At 55.9% G+C, this 23,028-nt stretch carries 13 protein-coding genes; 10 read left to right on the plus strand and 3 right to left on the minus strand.

Annotated features, from left to right (window positions below; translation table 11 throughout):
• Positions 1 to 47: 47 nt before the first annotated feature.
• A complete protein-coding gene (locus KQX66_RS05575) occupies positions 48 to 7,154 on the plus strand; it encodes a discoidin domain-containing protein (protein ID WP_216790752.1) in 7,107 nt (2,368 codons plus the stop codon).
• Between the two features lie 100 nt (positions 7,155 to 7,254).
• On the opposite strand, the gene KQX66_RS05580 is transcribed toward KQX66_RS05575, so the two are convergent.
• Positions 7,255 to 9,657, minus strand: coding sequence for a glycosyl hydrolase family 95 catalytic domain-containing protein (locus KQX66_RS05580; RefSeq protein ID WP_216790755.1), 2,403 nt, complete (start codon positions 9,655 to 9,657; stop codon positions 7,255 to 7,257).
• A 180-nt stretch (positions 9,658 to 9,837) separates the two neighbouring features.
• Here KQX66_RS05580 and KQX66_RS05585 point away from each other — a divergent pair, with 180 nt between their 5' ends.
• From KQX66_RS05585 to KQX66_RS05620, 8 genes are all read left to right on the plus strand, one after another.
• A complete protein-coding gene (locus KQX66_RS05585) occupies positions 9,838 to 10,839 on the plus strand; it encodes a LacI family DNA-binding transcriptional regulator (RefSeq protein WP_216790757.1) in 1,002 nt (333 codons plus the stop codon).
• Between the two features lie 80 nt (positions 10,840 to 10,919).
• Positions 10,920 to 13,139 (plus strand): helix-turn-helix domain-containing protein, encoded by a 2,220-nt coding sequence (locus KQX66_RS05590; RefSeq protein ID WP_216790759.1) that lies wholly within the window; start codon positions 10,920 to 10,922, stop codon positions 13,137 to 13,139.
• A gap of 204 nt (positions 13,140 to 13,343) precedes the next feature.
• A complete protein-coding gene (locus KQX66_RS05595; RefSeq protein WP_216791076.1) occupies positions 13,344 to 14,291 on the plus strand; it encodes an ABC transporter permease in 948 nt (315 codons plus the stop codon).
• 51 nt (positions 14,292 to 14,342) lie between these two features.
• A complete protein-coding gene (locus KQX66_RS05600) occupies positions 14,343 to 15,212 on the plus strand; it encodes a carbohydrate ABC transporter permease (protein ID WP_216790762.1) in 870 nt (289 codons plus the stop codon).
• Positions 15,213 to 15,250: 38 nt separating this feature from the next.
• Complete coding sequence (locus tag KQX66_RS05605; RefSeq protein WP_253956949.1) at positions 15,251 to 16,867, plus strand: extracellular solute-binding protein; 1,617 nt, start codon at positions 15,251 to 15,253, stop codon at positions 16,865 to 16,867.
• Between the two features lie 105 nt (positions 16,868 to 16,972).
• Positions 16,973 to 17,368, plus strand: a complete 396-nt coding sequence (locus KQX66_RS05610) for a DUF3139 domain-containing protein (protein ID WP_216790764.1) — start codon at positions 16,973 to 16,975, stop codon at positions 17,366 to 17,368.
• Positions 17,369 to 17,510: 142 nt separating this feature from the next.
• Positions 17,511 to 17,711 carry a hypothetical protein gene (locus tag KQX66_RS05615; protein WP_216790766.1) on the plus strand — a complete coding sequence of 67 codons (201 nt, stop codon included), beginning with the start codon at positions 17,511 to 17,513 and terminating at the stop codon, positions 17,709 to 17,711.
• 430 nt (positions 17,712 to 18,141) lie between these two features.
• The gene (locus tag KQX66_RS05620) at positions 18,142 to 18,498 is read left to right on the plus strand and encodes a dockerin type I domain-containing protein (protein WP_216790769.1); all 357 of its coding nucleotides are present in this window, start codon (positions 18,142 to 18,144) and stop codon (positions 18,496 to 18,498) included.
• 91 nt (positions 18,499 to 18,589) lie between these two features.
• On the opposite strand, the gene KQX66_RS05625 is transcribed toward KQX66_RS05620, so the two are convergent.
• On the minus strand, positions 18,590 to 19,135 hold the full coding sequence (locus KQX66_RS05625; protein WP_216790771.1) for an OsmC family protein: 546 nt from the start codon (positions 19,133 to 19,135) through the stop codon (positions 18,590 to 18,592).
• A gap of 396 nt (positions 19,136 to 19,531) precedes the next feature.
• Here KQX66_RS05625 and KQX66_RS05630 point away from each other — a divergent pair, with 396 nt between their 5' ends.
• Positions 19,532 to 20,842 (plus strand): homocysteine synthase, encoded by a 1,311-nt coding sequence (locus tag KQX66_RS05630; RefSeq protein WP_216790773.1) that lies wholly within the window; start codon positions 19,532 to 19,534, stop codon positions 20,840 to 20,842.
• A 459-nt stretch (positions 20,843 to 21,301) separates the two neighbouring features.
• On the opposite strand, the gene KQX66_RS05635 is transcribed toward KQX66_RS05630, so the two are convergent.
• Positions 21,302 to 22,897, minus strand: a complete 1,596-nt coding sequence (locus KQX66_RS05635) for a GmrSD restriction endonuclease domain-containing protein (protein ID WP_216790776.1) — start codon at positions 22,895 to 22,897, stop codon at positions 21,302 to 21,304.
• Positions 22,898 to 23,028: the final 131 nt, after the last annotated feature.

A 23,028-nucleotide genomic window follows, 5' to 3' on the forward strand; every position in this document is an offset into this window, starting at 1 on the left:
TGTAAACGCTGTCAATGTCGCAAATTTTGTATGGGGAGGAATCCGCTTTGACAGGGAAAAAAATGAAAGGGTTGGCAAGCTTTTGGCTGGTGGTATTTCTGTTGTTCGGCCATGTCCCTTTCCCCTTGGGAACTGCTGCGGTCGTGGAGGCACAGGCGCTCTCACCCCCCTCAAATTTGACCTCCGTTTGGCGGACCGATACCTCGGTCCATTTGGCGTGGACCGCTTCCTCCTCCGGCAGTGCGGTCATCGGTTACGACGTCTATAACGGCAATGCGTTGATTGGAAGCACGAGCGGCTCATCCGACTATTGGGCAACCGGGCTGACTCCGGGCGGAAGCTATACGTTTACGGTACGGGCCAGAGACGCATTGGGGAACGTATCGGCGCCAAGCAGTCCGTTCGCCGTTCAGCCGGGCGCGCTTGACCGGGGACTCTGGGCCGTCACCGCGTCTTCCAGTGCCGGCGGAGCACCGCCATCCTTGGCGGTCGACGGCAGCCTGTCCACCCGATGGAGCAGCGGAGCGGCACAAGCCTCGGGGATGTGGTTCCAGATCGATACGGGCCCGGGGGATAAAACGTACCACAGGCTAGTGCTGGATACCGGAGTTTCCACCGGAGATTACCCCCGGGGGTATGAAGTCAGCGTGTCCGACGACGGGGCGAACTGGGGCGCTCCAATCGCATCGGGTACGGGAAGTTCCTCCGTCGTGACGATCGATTTTCCGCAGCAAACCGCCCAGTATGTCCGGGTTACGTTGACGAAAAGCTCCGGACTGTGGTGGTCGATCTATGATTTGAATCTGTACGGCGCCATGCAGCCCGATTCCCAAGCTCCGACCGTTCCGGGCGGCATCCGAGATTCCGACGTCACGGATCATGAGATCCGGTTGTCCTGGGATGCTTCTACGGACAATGTGGCTGTCTTCGCATACGACGTTTATCTTGGCCCGGACTTCGTCGGTTCCACAAAGTCGACAGAGTATAAGGTATCCGGGTTGTCCCCGAGAACCGTCTATTCGTTTACGATCCGGGCAAGAGATCCGGCTGGCAACGTTTCCGCACCGTCCGCACCCTATGCGGTGACCACGCAGGATAAGCTCGATCGCACGCTCTGGAAGGCGACGGCGTCGTCGACCGGCAGCACTTCCTCACCCAGCATGGCGATCGACGGAATCCTGTCCTCCCGATGGACCAGCGGGGCAGCGCAAGCGCCGGGGACGTGGTTCCAGATCGATACGGGACCGGGGGATAAAACGTACAACAAGCTGGTGCTCGATGCCGGGGGCTCATCCGGAGATTACCCTCGCGGATACGAGGTTACCGTTTCCGACGACGGTGTGAATTGGAGCGCACCGGTTGCGTCGGGTACGGGCAGTTCTTCGGTCGTGACGATCAGTTTTCCGCAGCAAACCGCCAAATATATCCGAATCGCCCTAACGAAAACCTCAGGCTTATGGTGGTCTATCCATGAACTGGATCTTTACGGCGTCCTAGCTCCTGATAACGATCCCCCCACCACTCCCTCTCATTTAACCGCCACCAAAATACTCGATACGGAAGTCGATCTTACCTGGGAAGCCTCAACCGATAACGTTGCCGTGGTAGGATACAATGTTTACGCCGGTTCCACATTGATCGGCTATACGACGGCTACCAGCTACAAGGCAGAGGATCTCGCTGCCAAAACGCCCTATACGTTTACCGTACGCGCCAAAGATTTGTCGGGCAATCTGTCGCCGCCGAGCGTACCCCTGAAGATAACCACGCAGGATGTCATCGCGCTGCCTTTGGCGGCCAGGTACGAGATGGAGCCGGACCCATCGAATCCGACGCTGCTGCGGGACGATAGCGGTTTTGGACAGAACGGCACCGTCACCTCTCCGGCCTCCTTCGAAGACGGACGGGAGGGCAGCGGAAAGGCGTTAAGGTTTACCGGACCGAATCAAGCTATGGTTTCTTCTCCCACTTCTCCCACGGGCATGCTGAACAATCTTTCCTCCAAATTTACGATTACCGCCTGGATCAAGCCGGACGATTTGAACGGGCATCTGCCCATCGTCACGAAGCGTGACGCCAACTGGAAAGGATCGACGTTTTATTTGAGACTGACCGGGAATCGTCTAGGGTTTGCGGCGGATTACGGAGAGAAATGGTACGACTGGTCCTTTCCTTCGGATTCGATCGTGGCCGGGCAATGGTGCCATGTCGCCGTAACCTTCGAAAAACATGTCGGCATCAAATTTTACGTGAACGGGAAGCTCATCGGCAGTGTCGACGGCTCTGCGGTGTTCACGGATGCGCTGCCGAACTTCGTGAACATGATGCTGGGCACGGAGTGGCACTGGGACCCTGCGACAAGATCGATGCGTCAATACGGGTTCCGGGGTTCGATCGATTCCTTGCATATTTATGCGGCCCCCCTGACCTCCGGCCAGATTAAAGCGGATATGGCGAACACGATGACAACCCGTCCGGCGGAGCCGAGCGATTTCACGTTCCCATTGAAATGGGCGACCTTCCGATTGGTCCGGTACGACATGCCGAACGGTTTGTTTACGAACGGCAGCGCCAAAATCCACCAAACCGCCGTGCGCAAGGAAGGCCCCGATGCGGTGGATTGGCCCAGAATCACGCTGCACATCCCCCAAGCGGATCAAACGAAAAGCAAGATAGAGCCCTTCGCCGACGCAGCGGAATTCAAAACGGATATTTTGCTGCAGCGCGAGCCGGAAAGCATGCCGCTTCTGCAGCAGCCCTACGACAACGTGCTGCAGCCCGGCAACCATTGGGTACGCGGGGTGCAATGGCGCTGGGGCCAGACGTATATGTACACCTCCGACAGGACGGCCAGAACGTGGGCCTGGGATTATGAGCTCTGGACGTTCCCGGTGAAGATCGCGGGAGCCGAGCCGGGAGCCGTTAAAAACGTCGTGCTGAAAGCGGATGGGGCGGAGATTTATAACAGCGGGGCGAATGTGTACGACTCTCTGACCCTGCTGCTGCCTCAAAATGAAGAAGGCAAGCCTTACGAGCTGTGGGTTGACGGGCGGGGCCCGGTTCGTTTCGATGCGGGACTTCAACCGATCGAAGCCGGCAATCCGAAGGATGTCCCCATTGCGTTCGCTCTGAACGTTCCCGGGAGCGGGCCTGCCGTTACCGTGAAGTCGTTGGACCGTCCGGAAACGTTCCCGAATCAGGCGGTATGGGATGCGGATACGGCGGCGCTCTCGGAGGCGAAGCCCGTCACGCCCGGCTATGTTCCGGATCGTTCGTCGATCGCCCGCCATCTGGGAGTCGATGTTCCGCGGTCGCCGGAGACGATCAACTTCATTTATATGTCACACGGCATGAGCTCCGGCGGTTTTTACCATTCCGAGCATAAAAAGGTCGCCTCGATGTATCAGACGCTCGGTTCCATCGAGGAATATGCCGATTATGTCAGCGATACCGGATACGACCGCGTATTCGAATTCAGCAACTTTACCGACGCGGACAGTCCGGTCAGTCCGGAAAAGATGGCGGCGGCGCTCGAAAAACGGGGCGTTCAGTTCGGCTTTGTTCCGCTCACGGACATCAACGGCATCGATATGCGCAATGCAAATTTGGCGTTCTATGCCTACAATTTGCCCGATTACCGCGCCCCGTTATACCGGAACGTCCAGCTCAGTTTGCAGCGGTTTCAGGTTTATCCGAACATGACGGGCATGAGCATCGGCGCGGATAACGCAGACTACGTGCCGTATTGGGACTGGGCGCCTCCGATTCCGAACCGTCCGTGGGGAATGGCCTACACCGCATTCCAAAGGGCGCGCGGTTTGCCGCTTACGACGCCGATCGCGCCCAGCGTGCAGGGATGGTATCAGCCGAAGGCGCACGAATATTTCGCGAATGCCTCCAAGCCGTTCCTCGACTACATCGACCGGTACGATGAAACTTTCAAGGAGTACGGTTATTTTGTCAAAGCGGTTTCCGAAGTCAACGACGGCTATCTCACCACGACCGGGTCGTTCGGAAGCTCGCCCGGCGTCGGCGGACACGGAGGATGGCCCTGGGGGACGGTTCCCGCGAAGCCGATGCATGAGCGGATGCCGATACAGACCGGTTACGACTGGAACGAATTGAGCACCTCCAAACCGATGCATGTGGTCGCTTTGCTGGACCGTCTGCGCAGCTATTATCCGAACAAAACGACATGGGCGACACCCGACGATTTCAGCTTGTTTTTCGGCAAGACGGACCGGGAAAAAGCTTATGCGCTGGCCTTGACCCGGGGCATTCAGGCGATCGGCACGAATGTGCTGCCGAACAATAAGGGCGATCTCGCCAAGCCTCAAATGATCGCGGAGCAGAAAGAGCTCTATTCCTGGATTCGTAAATACGGTGGCGCCTATGCGATGACCGAGCCGACGCCGACGATCGGCATTATGTATGTTAACAAGCAAGCCCTGCTGCGGGGCATCGTCGGCAAAGAGCCGACAGACGAAGATCTGCTCAAAGGTTCCCACGAAGGAAAAGTGTCGGAAGCGATGTTCTTCACCCATGCCGCCGGATGGGCGTCGAAAGTGATCACGCCGGAAGAGCTGAAGAGAGGGCTGCCGTCATCGATCAAGGCCATATTGCTCGTAGGACTGAACAATTTCGACGACAGCTGGCACTGGTACGACGGAATGACCGGCGAGCTTCAAGGCTTCGTGGACCGGGGAGGTCTCATTCTGAAGGATGACGAATCCGTATCTCCCGTACCGTCCGTGGCGACCGGCATGCAGGTCCGGGCTTATCTGAAGCAAAGCGATACGGATCAGACCAATCTGCTGCTGGAGCGGAATGCGGATAACATCGCCAAGCTGAAAAGCGCCATGACGCCGGTCGCGCAGCCGGTTGCCGTCACCGACAGCCGTACGATCTGGGCCATTCCGGCCCGTTCCGGAGATACGCAGTATGTGACGGTGGTCAATCAAAAGCACGATGAGCAGTCTGACGAATCGCAGCATCTTATCGGACAAACGGGCTCGGTGACGTGGAATACGGAGCGCCCGATCTACGATGTGCGAAAAGGCAGGAAGCTGACCGTTCAGGAAGCGACTTATGTCGATCTGCACAATGAAGGCTTTCAATGGTACGCTCTTCCGCCTGTCGAAGTGACGGTTCCTTCCGTCACTGTAACCAAAGGCTCTTCCGGATTTTACGAGGCATTCTGCTCCGTCCGCAATCCGGACCCGATGACCGGCATCCCGGTCGAATTGACCGTAAGGCATGCGACAAGCGGTGATACGGCAACGGTATATTCGGCCACAGGCCTGACCGCGAAGCTGCCCTTGAAGGACTCGGACCAACCCGGAACGTATACGGTAACCGTCAAAGAATTGCTCAGCGGGTTGTCTTCCGGCACGCAGGTTGTCATTCAAGGGGCTCAACAGACGGCACCCCGTTCCTCGGTGAAATTGTACAGGGAGGAAGGTCTTCGCGAATTCGCGGAAAGAGCGGATGTTCCTCTGACGATCGCCTTGACGGCAGCGCAGAACAACGATCCCGCCATGGTGGAACAGGCGAACCGTCTTGTGCAGTATTACCGCAGTGAGGGCCGCCAAGTCCGGCTGGGCCTTGCCGAGCCGAATGGGGCCGTGACCGGGCTGCAGGAATACAAATCGTCGTATGTCAAATATCCGCAATGGAAAACGATCGAATCCGATCTTGTTCTCATCGGCAACACGTCGAATAACGTGCTGCTCCTCGATCAAGCCAGAGGGTATCTGCTGTTCGAGCAAGGCGACCATTTATCGGCCGGCGAGGCGGCGGTCAGCTATGCCAATTCCCCGTTTGTCGGCGAGTATCACACGGTCAATATTATCGCGAACGATCTAGGCGGAATAAAGGCCGCCGTCAACACCTTGATCGGCTTACCCCCGGCTGCTTTGAAAGCCCCGAAATTCGTGACGACGAACCGCATCTCCGATACCGGCGTGGAGCTGGCTTGGTCGGAAGGCGACGACAACGCGCTGGGCTATGCGATCGAACGGCGGGATAACGGAGAGGCCCAATGGCAGCGAATCGGCTATGTTTCCAGCGGGGTGACGACCTTCAACGATTCGCGCTTGACCCCGGACAAAATGTACACGTATCGTCTGAGAGCCTTTGACTTGACCGGCGTTTCGGACTATAGCGAGCCGATCCGCGTGATCACGACGAGCCAAGGAGACGCCGGTCCGGAGCTTACCCGTATAGAGACGGATGGCGTAACCGGGGAGGGGACGTTTAACAACAAAACCGTAGCCGTCACCTTCGTGGTTAGCGACCGGGTGAAGACAACCAAATACAAGCTGAACAACAACGCTTGGAAGACCGTTACGGGGGCCGTATATATCGCCGACGAGGGAGTTCATACGCTGCAATATTATTCCGAGGACAAATCCGGAAACGTGGAGCGCACGAAGCGGACGGTAATCGGCATCGACAAAAAAGCGCCTGTAACCGTCGCTAACGTACCCAGAGGGTGGAAGAACACGCCGCAGCTGGTCCAATTGCGGGCATCCGATAACTTAAGCGGAGTCGCGAAAACCGTGTACAGCGTGAACAACGGTATTCCCGGCAGCGGACCCGGCGGTAACGTCAGTGTCACCAATAACGTCTATGGCAGCGTGTATGGTGACTATACGGTTTCCACGAACGTGTACGGGAACGTATACGGCAATTACAGCATTGCCAACAACGTATATGGGAACGTGTACGGCGATTATACCGTAACCACCAACGTGTATGGCGACAGCAAGATGGAAGAGGTGGAGGGAAGCGTTGTTCCCGTTACGCTGGAGGGGATCAACACGATCCGCTACTACAGCATAGACGCTGCCGGTAATAAGGAGAGCGTCAAGACGGGGGTCGTCACGCTGGACTTCACGCCGCCGAAGATCGAGCTCGTTACCCCGCTTTCGTTCAACCGGTCCGAGCCGGTGAAGGTGAGGCTGAATATCGGCGACGCGCTGAGCGGAGTAGCGCAGTCCACGATAACGTTCAACGGACGAACGCGAGGCAGCTCCTTTGTCCTTAATCCTTATACGCTTCAGGCGGGAGATTACGCGTTGGCCGTGAAATCGTTCGACCGTGCGGGAAATTACAGCGAAAAGACATTCGTCATCCGCATTTTGGACCGATGAGCCGCTTCTCCTGTAGCACGGAGACGTAATTCGTTTCGTTGGAGTGCAAGTACCGGGGCAGCCGAAGCTTTTCGGGCGGCAGCTCCGGTACTTGCGTTTTTTAAGCAAACTTTAGCTTGAGCGTCACCGTCCGTCCCGCAGGCAAATGCACGATGCGGTGCCGGGCCGCTTGGCCCGGGGCTTCGGCCAAGCTGACGGCATCGCCTGTCGCCTCTTGCAGCGTGAAGGGAAACTCCACCTCCACCGTCTGTGTCCGTGCGGAGACGAAGGATACCTCGGCGCTTCCTTCTGCCAAGCTCCAAGCCATCGACACCTCTGCGCCTCCACGGCAGCGGAGCCCCCGGAACCGGCCTTCGCGCCACGCATCCGGCAGCGCGGGCAGCAGCTTGATGACGCCGGGGACGGAGAAGAGCAGCATCTCCTGCATGGCGGCGGTCCAGCCGAAATTCGCGTCGATTTGGAACGGCGCGCGCTTGCCCGCGACGCTGATCCCCTGACGCCGCCAGTCGTTGTGGTACGTGAACAGATTGTCGCCGAGGCAGGAACGGCTCAGGAGCTCCAGACATTCCAGCGCCCGGTTTCCGTCCCCCAGACGCGCGTACAGATTGGCCATATGGGCGAGCGACCAGCCGGTTTGGTCCTGGAGGCCGATGACGAGCCGCTTCTCCACCGCCGTCCGGCACGCCTCGAACAGCTTCGGCTCGCTTCCTTGCGTAATTTCGTATCCCGGGAACAGCGGATACAGATGCGACAAATGCCGATGATGGTAATTGTCCTTGAAGTCCGGGTGCATCCATTCCTTGAGCGCGCCGTCTTCGTTCACCTGATATGCCGGAAGCTTGCCCAGCATCGCCCGCCATTTCGGCAGTGATTCCGCTTCAATTACGAGCTCCTCGCACGCTTCGCACAGATGCGTCAGCACTTCCTTGGCGACGGCAAAATCCATCGTCGCATTGATGCAGACCGCCACTGTACCGCTGCCCTCGAACGCGCCGTTGGCGAAGTTTTCCGGCGAATTGGACGGATAGGACTTGTACTGCCCGTCCGCGTCTTCCACGAAGAAATCCTCGTAGAACAAAGCGCACTCCTTCAGAAACGGCACGGCCCGCTGCTCCAGAAATGTCCGGTCCCCGGTAAACAGCCAGTAATCGTAAAAATGCTGCGCCAGCCAGCCCGCGCCGGCGGAAAAATAGACGACGTGGGGCTGCAGGTTTTTCTTCAGGCCCGAATCCGGGGAAGCGAACAGCGGGCTGAGAATGCCCCGGCATCCGTACCATTTGCGGGCGTTCGTCCGCATGTCGTCCAGCAGCGACTCGAAGAAGTCGAAGAACGGCAGCGCCGTCTCCGCCATATGGCCCGGCATCGCCTGCCAGTAATTCATCTGGATATTCTCGTTGTTGAAAAAAGCGCTGCTCCACGCTGGCGCATAATCGCCGTTCCAGACGCCTTGCAGATTGGCGGGCAGCCCGCCGGGTCTGGAGCTGGAGAGCAGCAGGTAGCGGCCGTAATCGTACATACGCTCGATGAGCGCCGTCGGAACGCTGCCGCTATAGGCGTTGAGCAGCAGCTGCTCGTTGCTGGCGTCCGCGCCTTCGGAGACGCGCAAATCCAGCTCGGCACGCAGAAACAGCGCCCGGTGCTCGGCCGCATGGCGCTCGAACAGCAGCGCGTAGTCCGGCGGCAGCTCGTTCAATCCACGCGTGAGCGGGTCCAGTTCGCCCGGTCCGCCGAGCTTCGGATCGATGCGGAGCAGAACCGTAAACGCGTCGGCGTCTTCGATGTGCAGCCCCTGCTCCCGTACATATCGGCGTCCGCCGTGGACGACGACCCGGGCGGCAGCGCCGTAGGGGTCCTGCGCCTCGGCGTGCTTGCCGATCGCGCACAGCACATCGTCCCGCACGAACCGGTCGTGCGAGAAGCCGCGCTCCGCCGCCTCCGGGTCGTGCACGGTCAGCTCCAGCGCCGCCCGGAGCGTACCCGGCGCCGAGCTGCGGACGGACAGCACGACCGCTTCATCGGTGCGCGAGACGAACAGCCGCTTCGTGAAACGGACATCGCCATCGTTCCAGCCGACGGTGATTTCGCCCGTCTCCATATCGAGCGTCCGTTCGTACGCCTTGAACCCTTCCGCGGGCTCCAGGAACAGCTTCAGGTCGAACCCGGGCTGAAACATGGCGGTGTTGGCGAGGTAGTCGGCTTCGCGCATCAGGCCGGGGTACAGCCGGTTCGCTTCCGCATAGCGTCCCGCATCGAGCAGCGCCCGCAGCTCCGGCAGGTGAACGGACAGGTCCGGCAGCTCCTTCGTCTTGGCCCCGTACCATAACGCTTCGTGATTGACGAGAATCGTGTCCTCCTGAATATTGCCGTACACGAGCGCGCCCAGCGTTCCGTTGCCGGACGGCAGCGCGTCCTGCCAGCGGACGGCCGGTTTGGCCATGGTCATCACATGCTTTCGGTAAGCGGTACCAACATCCGGGTGAAGCTGGGGTGTGCTTGTGTTCATCGTCTTTCGTCCTCCTTCGCGCTCAGCGGTACTGGGATAGGGATGATGCCCAAGTGAATTGTTTTGAAACGTTTCTGCAACGTTTCTAAATTTTTATGCTATAATACAACGAAAGCGATAAAAACGGCAACCACATTTTTTCGCATCGGTATCCAGCCATCAGCAAAGGGGGAAGAAACTATGTCCAGATTGGACGAGGTAGCCAAGCGGGCAGGTGTATCCAAATCGACCGTGTCCCGGGTTATTAACAACAGCGGCACCGTATCGCCTGCAGCCCGGCAGAAGGTGCAGGAGGCGATGCGCGAGCTGCATTTTCATGCGGAGGAACTGAGGCGCTCGCCGGAAGGCAGCGCGACGATCGGGTTGATCCTGCCGTTCGGCAAGCACATTGCGAGCCATTCGTTCGGCGTCGATATTATGGCCGGAGCCGAAGAGAAGGCGTTTGAGCAGGACTACATGATTCTGATCGGCAATTCCTTCGGGGGCCGGGAGGTCGCGCTGACGTCAAAAATGATCAGCCGAGGCGTCGAGGGAATCATCGTGCTCAGCGGCGATCAAAAGAACCGCGAGCATGCGGAGCTGCTGGCGGCAAGCGGCATTCCGATGGTGCTTGTCGACCAGAAGCTGGAGGGCGTGGAGGCGCATTTGGTACGCGGAGACAACTTCATGGGCTCCGTCGCTCTGATGAACCACCTGCTCTCGCTCGGTCACCGGCGCATCGCTCTGCTTTCGCCGAACCGGCATTATACGCACCGGGAGCGGATCAAGGGCTACCGCTTCGCGCTGATGGAGCAGGAGCTTGAGATGCCGTCAAGCTATGAAGTGCTCTTGGAAAGCGGCGTTTCGCCGGAGGCGGAGCTGCGCGCCCTGCTGCGGAGCGAGGACCGGCCGACGGCGGTCTATGCGGCCGATCCCGGGCACCTGGGGGTGCTGATCGGGGTGGCGAACGAGCTTCGGCTGCGCATTCCCGAGGAGCTCAGCGTCGTCACGTTCGACGACAAGTATGCGGTGCTGCCGGAAGGGTATGCCGACTTTTTTACGTCGGTCAATCAGTCGGGCAAGCTGATGGGGAGCATGGCCGTGGAGCTGTTGTTCAGGCAGTGGCGCGATCCGGAGTTGGGCGCGCAGGAAATCGTGCTGCCGGGCAAGCTGAACGTCCGCCGTTCGACCCGGCGGTTGTAATCGGACGGCAAGGCGAGTCCACTGAATGCCGCGATAACCGCACCGCAGTTCAAGTTCATCCCGGGAAGGAGCTGTGACCCTTGCGCAGAAACTGGTTTCAACGGCTGCTGCTGTCGTATTTGCCCGTGTTTTTGGCGGTAGCCGCCGCCTTGATTCTTCTCTCCGTCTTTTCCGCGGGCGAGCTTGCCCGGAAGGAAGCGGTCCGCGCCAATCACGTGTTTGCGGAGCATGTGCTCCAGCTTGTCGACCAGACCATGCGGACGGTCGACCGGCAGCTGATCAAGGAGATTCAGACGAACGAGAAGCTGGCGAAATTTTACACCAGCCGGGAGTCGGGGCGAACGGCGCTGGACCTGTACGAAACGTCGGGCAAGCTTCGGGAAATCATCGTCAACACGCCGTTTATCGATTCGATCTATTTGGTGCGCGCTTCCGACCGGACGGTGCTTAGTCCGAATCTGATGGCGGGCATCGAGCAGTTCGGGGATCGGGAGTTCATTCGCGAAGCGCTGAACGGAAACGGCAGGAGCCGCTGGACGGACGCCCGGCCGTACAGGGAATTCGACGATCAGGGAGAGCCGGTAACCGTCGTGTCGCTAGTGCGCAAATTGCCGCTGCTCGGCGGCGAGAAGGGAATCGTCGTCGTCAACGTCCGCATGTCTACGATTGCAAGCGCTATCAAGGAAATGATCGAGTCCGATGTCAGCTTCGTCCGTTTGCTGGACGGAAACCGCCGGACACTGGCTTCTTCCGAGGGGGATGAGGCGGCGGTGCTGACCACGGTCACGTCCGAGTATACGGGATGGACCGTCGAAAGCGGTCTGCAGGGAACCCGTTCGGCGTTTGCCGGGTTTTCGTATACGTCGCTGTGGTCGCTGCTCCATGTGGGGCTGGTCGCGGCCGGGGCCGTCTGGATCGTGCTCGTCACCCGCCGCAATTACCGGCCGATCCGCTCCATTCTGGATCGGATCGACGCTTACGCTTCGCAGCGGAACAGCGCTTTTGCTGTAGGCGGCCGGGCGGACCAAGATGAGTTCCGGTTCATCGAGACAGCGCTCGACGATCTGGTGGAACGGACGATCAGCTACCGGAAGCTGCATGAGGAGGACCTTATTTTTCGCAAGCGCAATTTTTTTCTGGAGCTGCTGGAAGACGGAGGCGCCGTGACGGACGAACGGTTTCAGGCGGAAATGCGCCGCTTCGGCATGGCGGAGCGGTCTACGGGCTTGGTGATGGCCGTGGTCGAAATCGACAAATATGCCGGGCTTTGCAGCCGGTACAGCCAGCGCGATCAATATTTGCTTAAATTCGCGCTGAGCAGCGTGATCGCCGAAATTGCGCAGCAGTCCGGCCTGTCAGCGTGGATGGAATGGACCTCGAACCGGGAGCTGAGCGTGCTGCTGCATCTGCCGCCGGAGGCGGAGGATACGGGGGCGGCGGCGCGCATGTTCGAGAACGTGAAGTACTGGACGAACCGGCACTTGTCGTTTACGGTCACGGTGGGGCTCGGTACGCTGGCGCTGGGGCTGGACGAGCTTCCGGGCTCGCATGCCGAAGCATTGGAGGCGCTCAAATACAAATCCGCGCTTGGAACCGACCGGATTATCGATGCCGCAAGCCTTCGGGCGAAATCGCAGGGTGGGGTGTACAAGCATTTGCAGCTTCTGCGTTCGATCGCACAGCGGTTCCGTGCCGGGGAAGCCGGATGGGAAGCGGAAATGAACCGGCTGTTCGCCGAGCTGAAGGAAGGGGTGTTTTCCGAGGACGACGCGTCGGCCGTTTTGCATTCGCTGATCTATCATCTGCAGCGCGAAATGACGGAGCTTCCGCCGGAATTCGGCCGGCTGTGGAACGACGATACGCTGCCGGAGCTGCACCGGGCGATGGAGCAGGCGGATACGCTGGACGAGTGGCGGGAAAGCTTCGCCGCCATTCTAACCGCAAGCGCCTGGCGGATGGAAGCGATGAGGACGGCGCGCGCAAACCATACGGTCATGGTGCAGATGAAGGAGCGTATTCACGAGCAGTATGCGAATCCGAATTTGTCTCTGACTTTTTTGGGAAGCGAGTTGAATGTCAATCCGAAGTATTTGAGCCAAATGTTCAAGGAGGAATTCGGCGTGAATTTCCTCGATTACGTCTCGGAGCTGCGGATCCGGGAGGCGAAGCGGCTGCTGACGGAAACGGAGGAGACGGTGCAGGACATCGGGGCCCGGGTCGGGTATCCGAGCGTCCGGTCGTTTTTGCGCGTGTTTAAGAAAGCGACCGGCGTGACGCCCGGGGAATTCCGCAAGAAATAGCGGGCTGGGGGCGCCGAAGCTGAAAAATGTCCGTCGCACGGAAAAATGTCCTCATCCCCGAAGCCTCGGCAAGACGGCGCGTTTTCGCCCGTTTGGCGGAAAAACGCGACCTCGAAGAATACTGTCCATTGTGCTGCAGCGCCTGGCCGGGGTACATTCGATTCACTACACGAAAGCCGAGGTGATCGAATCGTGGAACAGTCCATGCATCCCGCGCCGATCTCGCTGGAACGCAGCAAGCAGGTCGCCGGGCTGCGGCGCAGCCGAACGTTCCGACGCAATGTCCCGCTTCTCCTTATGTTTCTCCCGGTCGTCGCGTTCTACGTGGTGTTCAAGTACATTCCGATGGCCGGAGTTGTTATCGCTTTCAAAAGCTATAACTTCGCCGACGGCATCTGGGGAAGCCCGTGGGTCGGCCTGAAAAACTTCCAGCTGCTGTTCAACAACCCGAAGTCGCTGCTCATTATCCGCAATACGTTGATGCTCAGTCTGCTTCATATTGTTGCCGGGTTTCCGTTCCCGATCCTGCTGGCGATCATGCTGAACGAAGTGAAGAAGGCATGGTTCAAAAAGTCCGTGCAGACGCTCGTCTTTTTACCGCATTTCTTATCTTGGGTCATCGTGGGCGGCATCGTCGTGACGGTGTTCTCCCAGCAGTCGGGCGTCATCAACCATTGGATCGTCCAATGGTTCGGGCAGCCGTTTCCTTTCTTGTACAACGAGACGTCATGGGTGGCAATCTTCATCGGCTCGGGCATTTGGAAGGAAGCGGGCTTCAGCGCGATCATTTATTTGGCGGCGCTGTCGACGATCGATCCGAGCCTGTACGAAGCGGCCAGTATCGACGGCGCAAGCAAATGGCGGCGCATCTGGCACGTGACGCTGCCCGGCATCTCGCCGACCGTGGTGCTAATGCTGATCCTGGCGATGGGCAAGGTGATGGAGGTCGGATTCGACCCCGTGTATACGCTGCAAAACTCCGTCGTCGCCGGCGTATCCGAAGTCATCAGCACGTATATTTACACGCTCGGCATCCAGAAGGGCGAGTTCAGCCTGACGAGCGCGATGGGCTTGTTCGAATCGGCGGTCGGGCTGGTGCTGGTCGTGACGTCCAATGCGATTGCCCGGCGGTTTAACCAGGGACTATGGTAACGGTGCCGAGTCTGCTGCGATTGTATTTTAGGTGGAGGAGGCTGTAAGGCGATGAAATCTACGACCGGAGAAAAATGGTTCCTGGCCGTCAACGCGCTGCTGCTGATAATTGTCGGTTTGAGCTGTCTGCTGCCGCTGCTGCATATCGTGTCGGTGTCGCTCAGCGACCCGCATGCCGTCTTGTCCGGCGCCGTGACGTTGTGGCCGCAAGGCTGGACGCTGGAATCGTACGGCCTGCTGCTTCGTGGCTCGAAAATCGTGAGCGCTTTCGAAAACAGCGTTGAGCTCACCGTTGTCGGTGTCGCGCTGAGCATGATCTTCACGACGATGGCCGCTTATCCGCTGTCCCGGCGTTATTTTTACATGCGGCGGTTTTGGACGCTGGCGATCGTGTTCACGATGCTGTTCAGCGGAGGCTTGATTCCGGGTTACCTGCTGCTGAAGCAGCTCGGCCTGATCAATACGTACGGCGCGATCTGGCTGCCGGGTCTGGTCAGCACGTTCAATATGCTGATCATGCGGACGTATTTCGAAGGCATTCCCGACGAGCTGGACGATGCGGCCCGGATGGACGGCTGCGGGGAATGGCGCTATTTGCTGCGGATCGTGCTGCCGCTGTCCGTGCCGGTGATCGCGACGCTGTCGATTTTTTACGCGGTCGGGTATTGGAACTCGTTCTTCCAGGTGCTGATGTACATCAACCAGACGAGCAAGTTCAACTTGACAGTGCTGGTGCAGCAGATGATCCAAAGCCAGTCGTTGATGCAGGAGATGAACGCCAGCGACATGCAGGCTTTTATCACCCCGGAGGGGATCAAGACGGCGGGCATTGTCGTCATGGTGCTGCCATTGCTGCTGGTGTATCCGTTTATGCAAAAGTATTTTATTAAGGGCGTCATGATCGGTGCGGTGAAAGGCTAGCGGTGTAGAGGGGAACAAAAGAAAAGGGGGCTGGCAAAATGAGTACACGCAGAGGGAAGAAGCGGTGGAACGCCGGCATGGCGTTCGGATTGGCGGCGACGGTCGTTGTGGCGGGCTGCGCCTCGCCGGGAGCCGGAGGAAGCGGAGGGGCCGGGAACGGCAAGAAGCCGGAGCTGTCCGCGACGATTTACGACCGGGGGGCCGTTCCCCAGAACGAGGGCACGATTGAGAAAAACCGCTGGACCGATTGGATCAACACGAACGGTCCGGCCAACGTCACGTTCGTCGCCATTCCGCGCAACGATGCGACGCAGAAGCTGACGACGCTGTTCGTGTCGGGCAGCGCGCCGGACCTGGTTTTCGAGTTTTCCTCCGTGCTGCGGAGCCAGCTGTATGCGCAGAAGCAGTTGATGCCGGTGGACGAGATGATCGAGAAATACAGCACGACGTACAAGGCGCTGCTCGACAAATATCCGGTGCTCAAGACGGTGGCCAAGATGCCCGACGGCAAAATGTATGCGTTCGGCAAAGTCAACGGTCTGCAGACGAACCATGCGCTCTACTTGAGGGCGGACTGGCTGAAGAAGCTGAACCTGCCGGTGCCGAAGACGACCGACGAGCTGTTCGAGGCGCTCAAGGCGTTCAAGGAGAAAGACCCGGATGGCAACGGAAAAGCGGACACGTACGGCACGTCGCTCGCCTATATTACGAATCAGATATTGAATGCGATGTTCCAGAACTCGAAGTGGGTCGTGGAGGACGGCAAGCTCGTCCACGATTGGGAACGGGCCAAGGCGGCGACGGCGTTCAAGAAGCGGCTCTATGACGAAGGCATTGTCGACAAGGATTATTTGACGGATAAGGCCGGCCAGAAGGCGCAGCAGGACTGGGTGAACGGGAAGCTCGGCATGTGGGGCGGACAGACGGGCGGCCCCGGATGGCTGCAGGTGTACGAGTCGCTGAAGAAAAACAACCCGTCCGCCGAGGTGATCGTCATTCCGCTGCCGAAAGGGCCGTACGGGCAGTTCAGCCCGATCATCAACAACCCGGTGCAGCTCACCGCGATGGTGAACGCGCAGGCCAAAAACCCCGAGGCGATTATGAGATACGTCGACTTCATCTCCTCCGAGCAAGCCGGGAAGACGCTGGGCTACGGCATCGAAGGCACGCATTATACGGCGGGCAAGAACGGCTGTCCGGCGTTTGTCGACAAGGACAAGGCGAAGGAAGTGACCTACGCGAGCGACTTCCGAATGCTGTTCTCCCCGGTGCTGGAGGGCAAGTGCGGCAGATACGCGGAAACGCTCAATCTGGACAACAAGATCGAGAAGGAGTATTACGATCTGTTAAAAATGGCCGACGAAGCGTACTTGACGCCGGAGCGCCCGATCGCCGACATCACGAACCCGGAGCATATGCCGACGCTGCCGCAGGATCTGCAGCTGATCTCGACGAACACGGACAAGATCGTCAACGATCTGTGGATCAAGGCGATTGTCAGCGGCCCCTCGTACACGCCGGAGCAGGCGATGACGGAAGCGAAGAGCACGTGGGATCAGGCGGGAGGCAAGCAGGTCGACGACTGGTATGCCAAGTGGTATGCGGAGAACAAAGACACGGCACTGCTGAGGGATAAGCTGTATGAATTTAAGTAATTCGATGGGCCCTGGGAGGATGCTCCCGGGGTCTTTTGCCTACCATTTTATAAAAATATACAGTATGATGATTTTAACAAAGTTGTACAGGTGGAAGGTGTTCTTATGAAATATAAAGCATTGATTACCGCCATGTGCGTATCCATGACGACCGTAATTCTCATTTTGTGTTTGTACGATTACACGGCTCGGCGTGCTGCTGACGCGCTAAATTCCCAAGGGGAGGAAGCGGAAAGGCTCAACATCCGGCAGCAATTTTTGCAAGAGCTGTCTTCGAAAGAACATATGCCCCAAGAGTCCGTTCAACAAATCTCAGGGCACTATGATGCGAAGGTAAATGATTATTATGTAAAGGTTGCCTATAAAGACGAACCGGATGTCGTTTATGTTTACGATAAAAACACCAAGGGACAATTCGTTCTCATGCATATTTTAGCCGAAGGCGGAACCCAACCGGACGATCGATTAAAGCACAAGCATCGCTTTTCGCCGGCTCCTTAAACGGTAAACCTATGCATCTCGCGGGCTATTTGTAAAATTTACAATTAATTAACATCAAATATGTCATGATGAAGGGGACTCCGGACAACAATCGGACAACATGGCTCGGCGAAGGAGGATGACGAGAGGAGGAACCTGAGCAATGGTATTGATCAATTGTCACAAGTGCAATCGGGTTATGATGGATGAGCTGGAGGACGGGACGCTGAGAATCCGCACCCGCATTTTGCTGGCCCGGCTGAACGGGACGGGCGTGCAGGCGGTGTGCCCGCAGTGCAAGAAGGACGTGCAGCTGCCGTTCGATTTGGTTCCGCAGCATAAGCACGAAGCTTCTCACGCTTGAGAAATGCGTTAACCCGGTTCGCCGTTCGACAGCAGCCGGGCGCACTCGCGCAGCTTCACGAATTATTCACATGGGCAAAACATTGCGATGACAATGGCTTGGTACAGTAAAAACAGATCGAATATCGGAAAACGATGGTGCGACAAAGTCTTCGGGACGGCCATGATCATTGGCGCGACCCGGGACTTTTTTTGTCGTTTCCGGCTTGTACCGGGCTGTCTGCGGACAGCGGTTTTCCGATGGATACCGGGAGGTGGGACAAGCGTTCGGCAGCGAGCCTCTTGACGATTAGCGGAAGGGGCGAGGCGAAACCGACGGAAAGGAAAACGCATCTGCCTTGCGAACAACGTGACGATGGAATTGCCCGAGAGCCGGCATTCGGGCACCTGTGCCTCCGGTCAGTCAGAACGGTAGACGACCATCCGCAGCCATGCAGCGACAGCGTTTCAAGCGTTTCATCCATTCTGCCGGAGCTTACACGGTCACGGCGAATCTGAAGCACTACATTCCGGTCAAAGCGGCGGTCATCGTGCAGGATGGAAAAGCCGCCGACCTCGGCAACTTGGCGGCGTCCGGCAACGGCGGGAGCAAGGAAGGCTTGATGCGGGGAGGCAACGTATATCCCGATGCGGAAATCAACATTTACGATGCGGTGATTGTCGGTGCTTCGCTCAATAAGACGACGCCGGAAGCTCTTGCGGCGGCGGATATCAACGGAGACGGCTCGGTCAATCAGGCCGACCTCGATCTGGTAGAGAAGAACTTCCTTGCCCAAATCGCAAACTAAGGAGCAGTTGGGCGGCATAAGAAGCGGCGTCCCGGGCATAAGCGTACCATGCTTGCGGGGCGCCGCTTTTTTTTACAAGAAGGAAACCAGCTTAGCTTTGCGCATTTTCCGGAGCCGTATGGATGACGACGCCTTCGACGTCTTGCGGATTTTCCAGCAGGTGAAAAATCGGGCATACCCGCTCCACCGCCTCATGAAGCTCGGCAATCGTCTGCTCCGATTCCGACGAGACAATGTGCAGCTTATACCGGATGTTGTGCGGATAGATGGGGATATGCTCGAAGCCCGGCTGCCCGGCCAAGGCATGCTGCTCCCCGGTCACTTCCACCTCCAGCGAGTCCAAGGACACGCCCCGTTCGGCGGCTTGAATCAAGGTGATATGCGTCAAGCAGCTGCCGAGCACGCCGAGCTGAAGCTCCGGCGACGTCGGTCCGAGATTGTACCCGGCAAAGTCCGGCGGACTGTCGCTGATGATCTGAAAATCGCGGATGCGGATTTCGCGCACCCCGCTTCGCCCGGCCGCACGCACATTGGCTTTAATCGCCTGCCTGGCCGTTTCCGGCTGCTTCAAAGCTTGCTCGTTGCGCTGAAGGCTCGCTTCCCGTTTTTGAACCAGAAATTCGTTCAAGGTGGACATCGTTCGATCACTCCCATACGATGGAATTTGATTCCCAAATAAAAAGACTCCATGATTATTCGGCCAAGTGACGTTTCCGGTGCGGTCGAATAACTGGAGCCTCCAAGGGCATGGTGGGCTGGTTGGATTGGTTTGCAGATACAAAATCAAGGCGATTTACTAAAATGTAGCATCAAACGCCAGAGGAAGCAACCCGAAAATTTTTAAGTTGACGCTGGCAAGAGTCCCCTGTTAAAATAGCATCAACGCCTGATAGCCAATTAAACCTATCGGAATTTGTCTACCGGACTGCCGGAGGCATGACGAAACCCGTATTCATCGCAGGAATGCGCGGGCCGTTATGTCTCTTTTTTTGCATATTAACCCATACTAATCAAACCTTGGAGGATGAAAACGATGGCTAACGAAACTCAATGGCAACCCGAAACTTTGGCAGTTCACGCCGGTCAGGAAATCGATCCGACGACGTTCTCCCGGGCAGTCCCGCTATACCAGACGACTTCTTACGGCTTCCGGGATACGGATCACGCCGCGGACCTGTTCGCTTTGAGAGAGTTCGGCAACGTATATACGCGGATTATGAATCCGACCACCGACGTCTTCGAGAAGCGCGTCGCCGCGCTGGAGGGCGGGGCTGCGGCGCTGGCAACGGCTTCAGGACAAGCGGCTATTACGTACGCGATCTTGAACATTGCCTCCGCCGGGGACGAGATCGTCTCGGCCACCAGCTTATACGGCGGCACGTACAACCTGTTCGCCTCCACGCTGCCGAAGCTGGGCATTCAAGTGAAGTTCGTCGATCCGTCCGATCCGGAAAACTTCCGCGCCGCCATTACGCCGCAGACGAAAGCGCTGTACGCCGAGACGATCGGCAATCCGAAAGGGGACGTGCTGGATATCGAAGCGGTGGCGCGCATCGCTCATGAGAACGGCATCCCGCTTATCGTGGACAATACGTTTCCGAGCCCTTACTTGCTGAAGCCTATCGAGTTTGGCGCGGATATCGTCGTCCATTCGGCCACGAAATTTATCGGAGGTCACGGCACATCGATCGGGGGCGTTATCGTCGACAGCGGCAAGTTCGATTGGACCGCCAACGACAAGTTCCCGGGACTGACGCAGCCTGACCCGAGCTATCACGGCCTCGTCTTTACCGAAGCGGTGGGGCCGATCGCTTATATCATCAAAGCCAGAGTGCAACTGCTGCGGGATCTCGGGGCCACATTGTCGCCGTTCAACGCGTTCCTGCTGCTGCAGGGGCTCGAAACGCTCCACCTGCGGATGGAGCGCCACAGTACCAACGCACTCAAAGTCGCCCGCTTTCTGGAGAAGCACGAAGCGGTCGATTCGGTGCAATACCCGGGATTGGAGAGCCATCCGTCCTACGCGCTGGCGCGTAAATATTTGCTCAAGGGCCAAGGCGCGATCCTCACGTTCGAGGTCAAGGGAGGCGTCGAAGCGGGCAAAAAGCTGATCAACGCCGTGAAGCTGTTCTCCCATCTCGCCAACGTCGGCGATTCCAAATCGCTGATCATCCATCCGGCCAGCACGACCCACCAGCAGCTCTCCGGCGAGGAGCAGCTTGCCGCAGGCGTTACCCCGGGCCTAGTCCGTCTGTCCGTCGGCACGGAATCGATCGACGACATTTTGGCCGATCTGGAACAGGCGCTGCAGGCGAGCCAGGAGGAAAGCCGGGGGTCGGTGTAAAAGGTAAAATGCGAAAAGCCGCAATGCGAGGATATTTGCTCGTGTTGCGGCTTTTTTATATATAGACACTGTATGTGTAGAATAAACCAGTATTCTGTTTTTACGAGGTGTACCTTAGAATGCGAGTATCTACGCTGCTGCAAATGCAAAAAAATGTTCCTGAGCCTGTGGCTCACAACCGGGAATGAAAATGCTGCAAACGTGCATTTTCGAAAAAAAAGACCACTTCTATAATTAGGAGGCCACTGAAAAAGCCCCATAGTGAACAGAATATGTAAAGAAAAACGAGCCTCTAGAATCGCTTCTAAGGCTCGTTTCGCATTCAGGGAGACATTTTTGTATCCCTAAAATCTATCATTTTTCTAAAGTCAGCAGTTTTTCAAAGGCCTCTATAAATAGGTGGTATTTTTGTAGGCGGGTCTTAGTAATTGGTAAGAAAAAAAGAAATTAGTACTCGTTTTATTTTTCTCCCAAACATAGTTTTTTTACGTATGCATACACTATTTCAGTACGTAGTTCCAAAAAGCCTTCATAACTGAGTTTACTGTATTCTTCTTTTGATAATATAGGAAGTAAATTTGATGAGAAAACTGGCTCATATCGTTCTCCCAAAGAATTGATTAAATTAGGAATATACTCGTTGGGGTTTTGATCGCTTATAAAATTATTTTCAGAAGCAGCTAAAATACATATATTTATAATACTGTTGGTTTCGGGTATTCCTAATCTTTTAAGATATGCTTGTGGGTAAATATGATGAAATTGTTTTCTATTATACACAGATAAAGCATCGGAAGTATCGATTCTAGCACCATTTGTTATGTTTTGAGGATTCATACAAGCAAGTGCCAACACATATGCTCTTGTACTCGAATTATTACTTCTAAAAAGTACGTTCTTAAGATTTGCAATGGAAGACTCAAAATCAAATGAAGGGGAATCAAGTTGCTTTTCGATAATAAAGGAAGTTATGTTTATAATATCACTTGATAAGAACGAATCTGACGCCCCTCTATATCTTTGGGAAAAAGAGCTTGCCCAAAACCATTGTCTTACTCTAGTAACATCGTCACTGTCCAAAGTCTTCTTTCGAGAGAAAATATACGATAAGATCACTACTATTGCTTCATAAGGCAAATAGTCCCAACTGTATAATTTAAATTCTGTACTTAATAAATCAACTGATTTTAATAAAGCAGTTTTAGTTCTGTCAACTAAACTATCCATTTGGCTTTTTGTTAAGTTTCGTAACGATAGTATATGTTCTCTTTTTATACTTTGAAAGTTAATAGCAGACATACATTTTAGAATTGTATCGCCTGAAATGTCCCCAAATCCTTTTGGCATAAGAGCTTCTGCAATTTCTTCTGCTTCATTATTTAAATTAAATTGCTGTGACCAAGTAGCCGCTACCATAAGATCATAGGTGGATAATCGTGTTCCTGAACTGTTAATTCTTTCAAATATAGGACAAACCTCTTCCACAGTCAGATCTTTTAGTGTTACAACAGGAATTCTGTAATTTGTAACAATATCTATTAGACTATCTAAACGTTCTTGAAGTTTTGTTGCATTGTTGTGACTTACTAAGCCAGTTCTAAAATTAAGTAGTTTTGTGGTCTGGTATATCCATCTTAATGGAAATAAGGTCACTTTCATTTCTTCAGAATTTTGAACAAACTCTTCTTTTTCTAAATCATATGCTATAGAAAACCCGTTATCCTCATCATTAGCTCCGAAACAAGAATAAATGACGGTTAGTCTTTGCTGGCCATCCAAAACGTAATTCGTTGGACTTAAATCATCGGTTTCGGGCAACTTAAAATCCCCAATATTTCGCTCGACTGCTAACTTAGATTGTGTTTTCCAAAGAAGTAGACTTCCAACTGGATAATTGTTGGAAATACTATCCAATAAATTTAGAGCTTGTGGTTCCTTCCAAACAAATTTTCTCTGGAACTGAGGGATTTTTATTTCGCCTTTTTTAATATCTCCAATTAAATCTTTGATTAGAGGGGTGTCTGTCCCTAGTCTTCCTGATATATTGGTTCGCATAGTCCTGTCTCCTCTTAACTTAAAATCTGTTATCTGAGATTCCCTAATTATAACAAAAAAATCAAACAATTGCTTAATCAGACGAGAATGTCTATTTTGTAGCAGTGGTAGTATCGAGGGAAGTAATAGAA

The organism is Paenibacillus oleatilyticus, assembly GCF_018998565.1.
In the GTDB taxonomy this organism is placed as follows: domain Bacteria; phylum Bacillota; class Bacilli; order Paenibacillales; family NBRC-103111; genus Paenibacillus_G; species Paenibacillus_G oleatilyticus.

Excerpts from the sequence above, each read along its gene's own strand:
- KQX66_RS05585 (WP_216790757.1), top strand. The coding sequence starts at position 9,838 with ATGTCCAGATTGGACGAGGTAGCCAAGCGGGCAGGTGTATCCAAATCG.
- KQX66_RS05580 (WP_216790755.1), bottom strand. The coding sequence starts at position 9,657 with ATGAACACAAGCACACCCCAGCTTCACCCGGATGTTGGTACCGCTTAC.
- KQX66_RS05600 (WP_216790762.1), top strand. The coding sequence starts at position 14,343 with ATGAAATCTACGACCGGAGAAAAATGGTTCCTGGCCGTCAACGCGCTG.
- KQX66_RS05605 (WP_253956949.1), top strand. The coding sequence starts at position 15,251 with ATGAGTACACGCAGAGGGAAGAAGCGGTGGAACGCCGGCATGGCGTTC.
- KQX66_RS05615 (WP_216790766.1), top strand. The coding sequence starts at position 17,511 with ATGGTATTGATCAATTGTCACAAGTGCAATCGGGTTATGATGGATGAG.
- KQX66_RS05620 (WP_216790769.1), top strand. The coding sequence starts at position 18,142 with ATGCAGCGACAGCGTTTCAAGCGTTTCATCCATTCTGCCGGAGCTTAC.
- KQX66_RS05610 (WP_216790764.1), top strand. The coding sequence starts at position 16,973 with ATGAAATATAAAGCATTGATTACCGCCATGTGCGTATCCATGACGACC.
- KQX66_RS05635 (WP_216790776.1), bottom strand. The coding sequence starts at position 22,897 with ATGCGAACCAATATATCAGGAAGACTAGGGACAGACACCCCTCTAATC.
- KQX66_RS05625 (WP_216790771.1), bottom strand. The coding sequence starts at position 19,135 with ATGTCCACCTTGAACGAATTTCTGGTTCAAAAACGGGAAGCGAGCCTT.
- KQX66_RS05595 (WP_216791076.1), top strand. The coding sequence starts at position 13,344 with ATGCATCCCGCGCCGATCTCGCTGGAACGCAGCAAGCAGGTCGCCGGG.
- KQX66_RS05630 (WP_216790773.1), top strand. The coding sequence starts at position 19,532 with ATGGCTAACGAAACTCAATGGCAACCCGAAACTTTGGCAGTTCACGCC.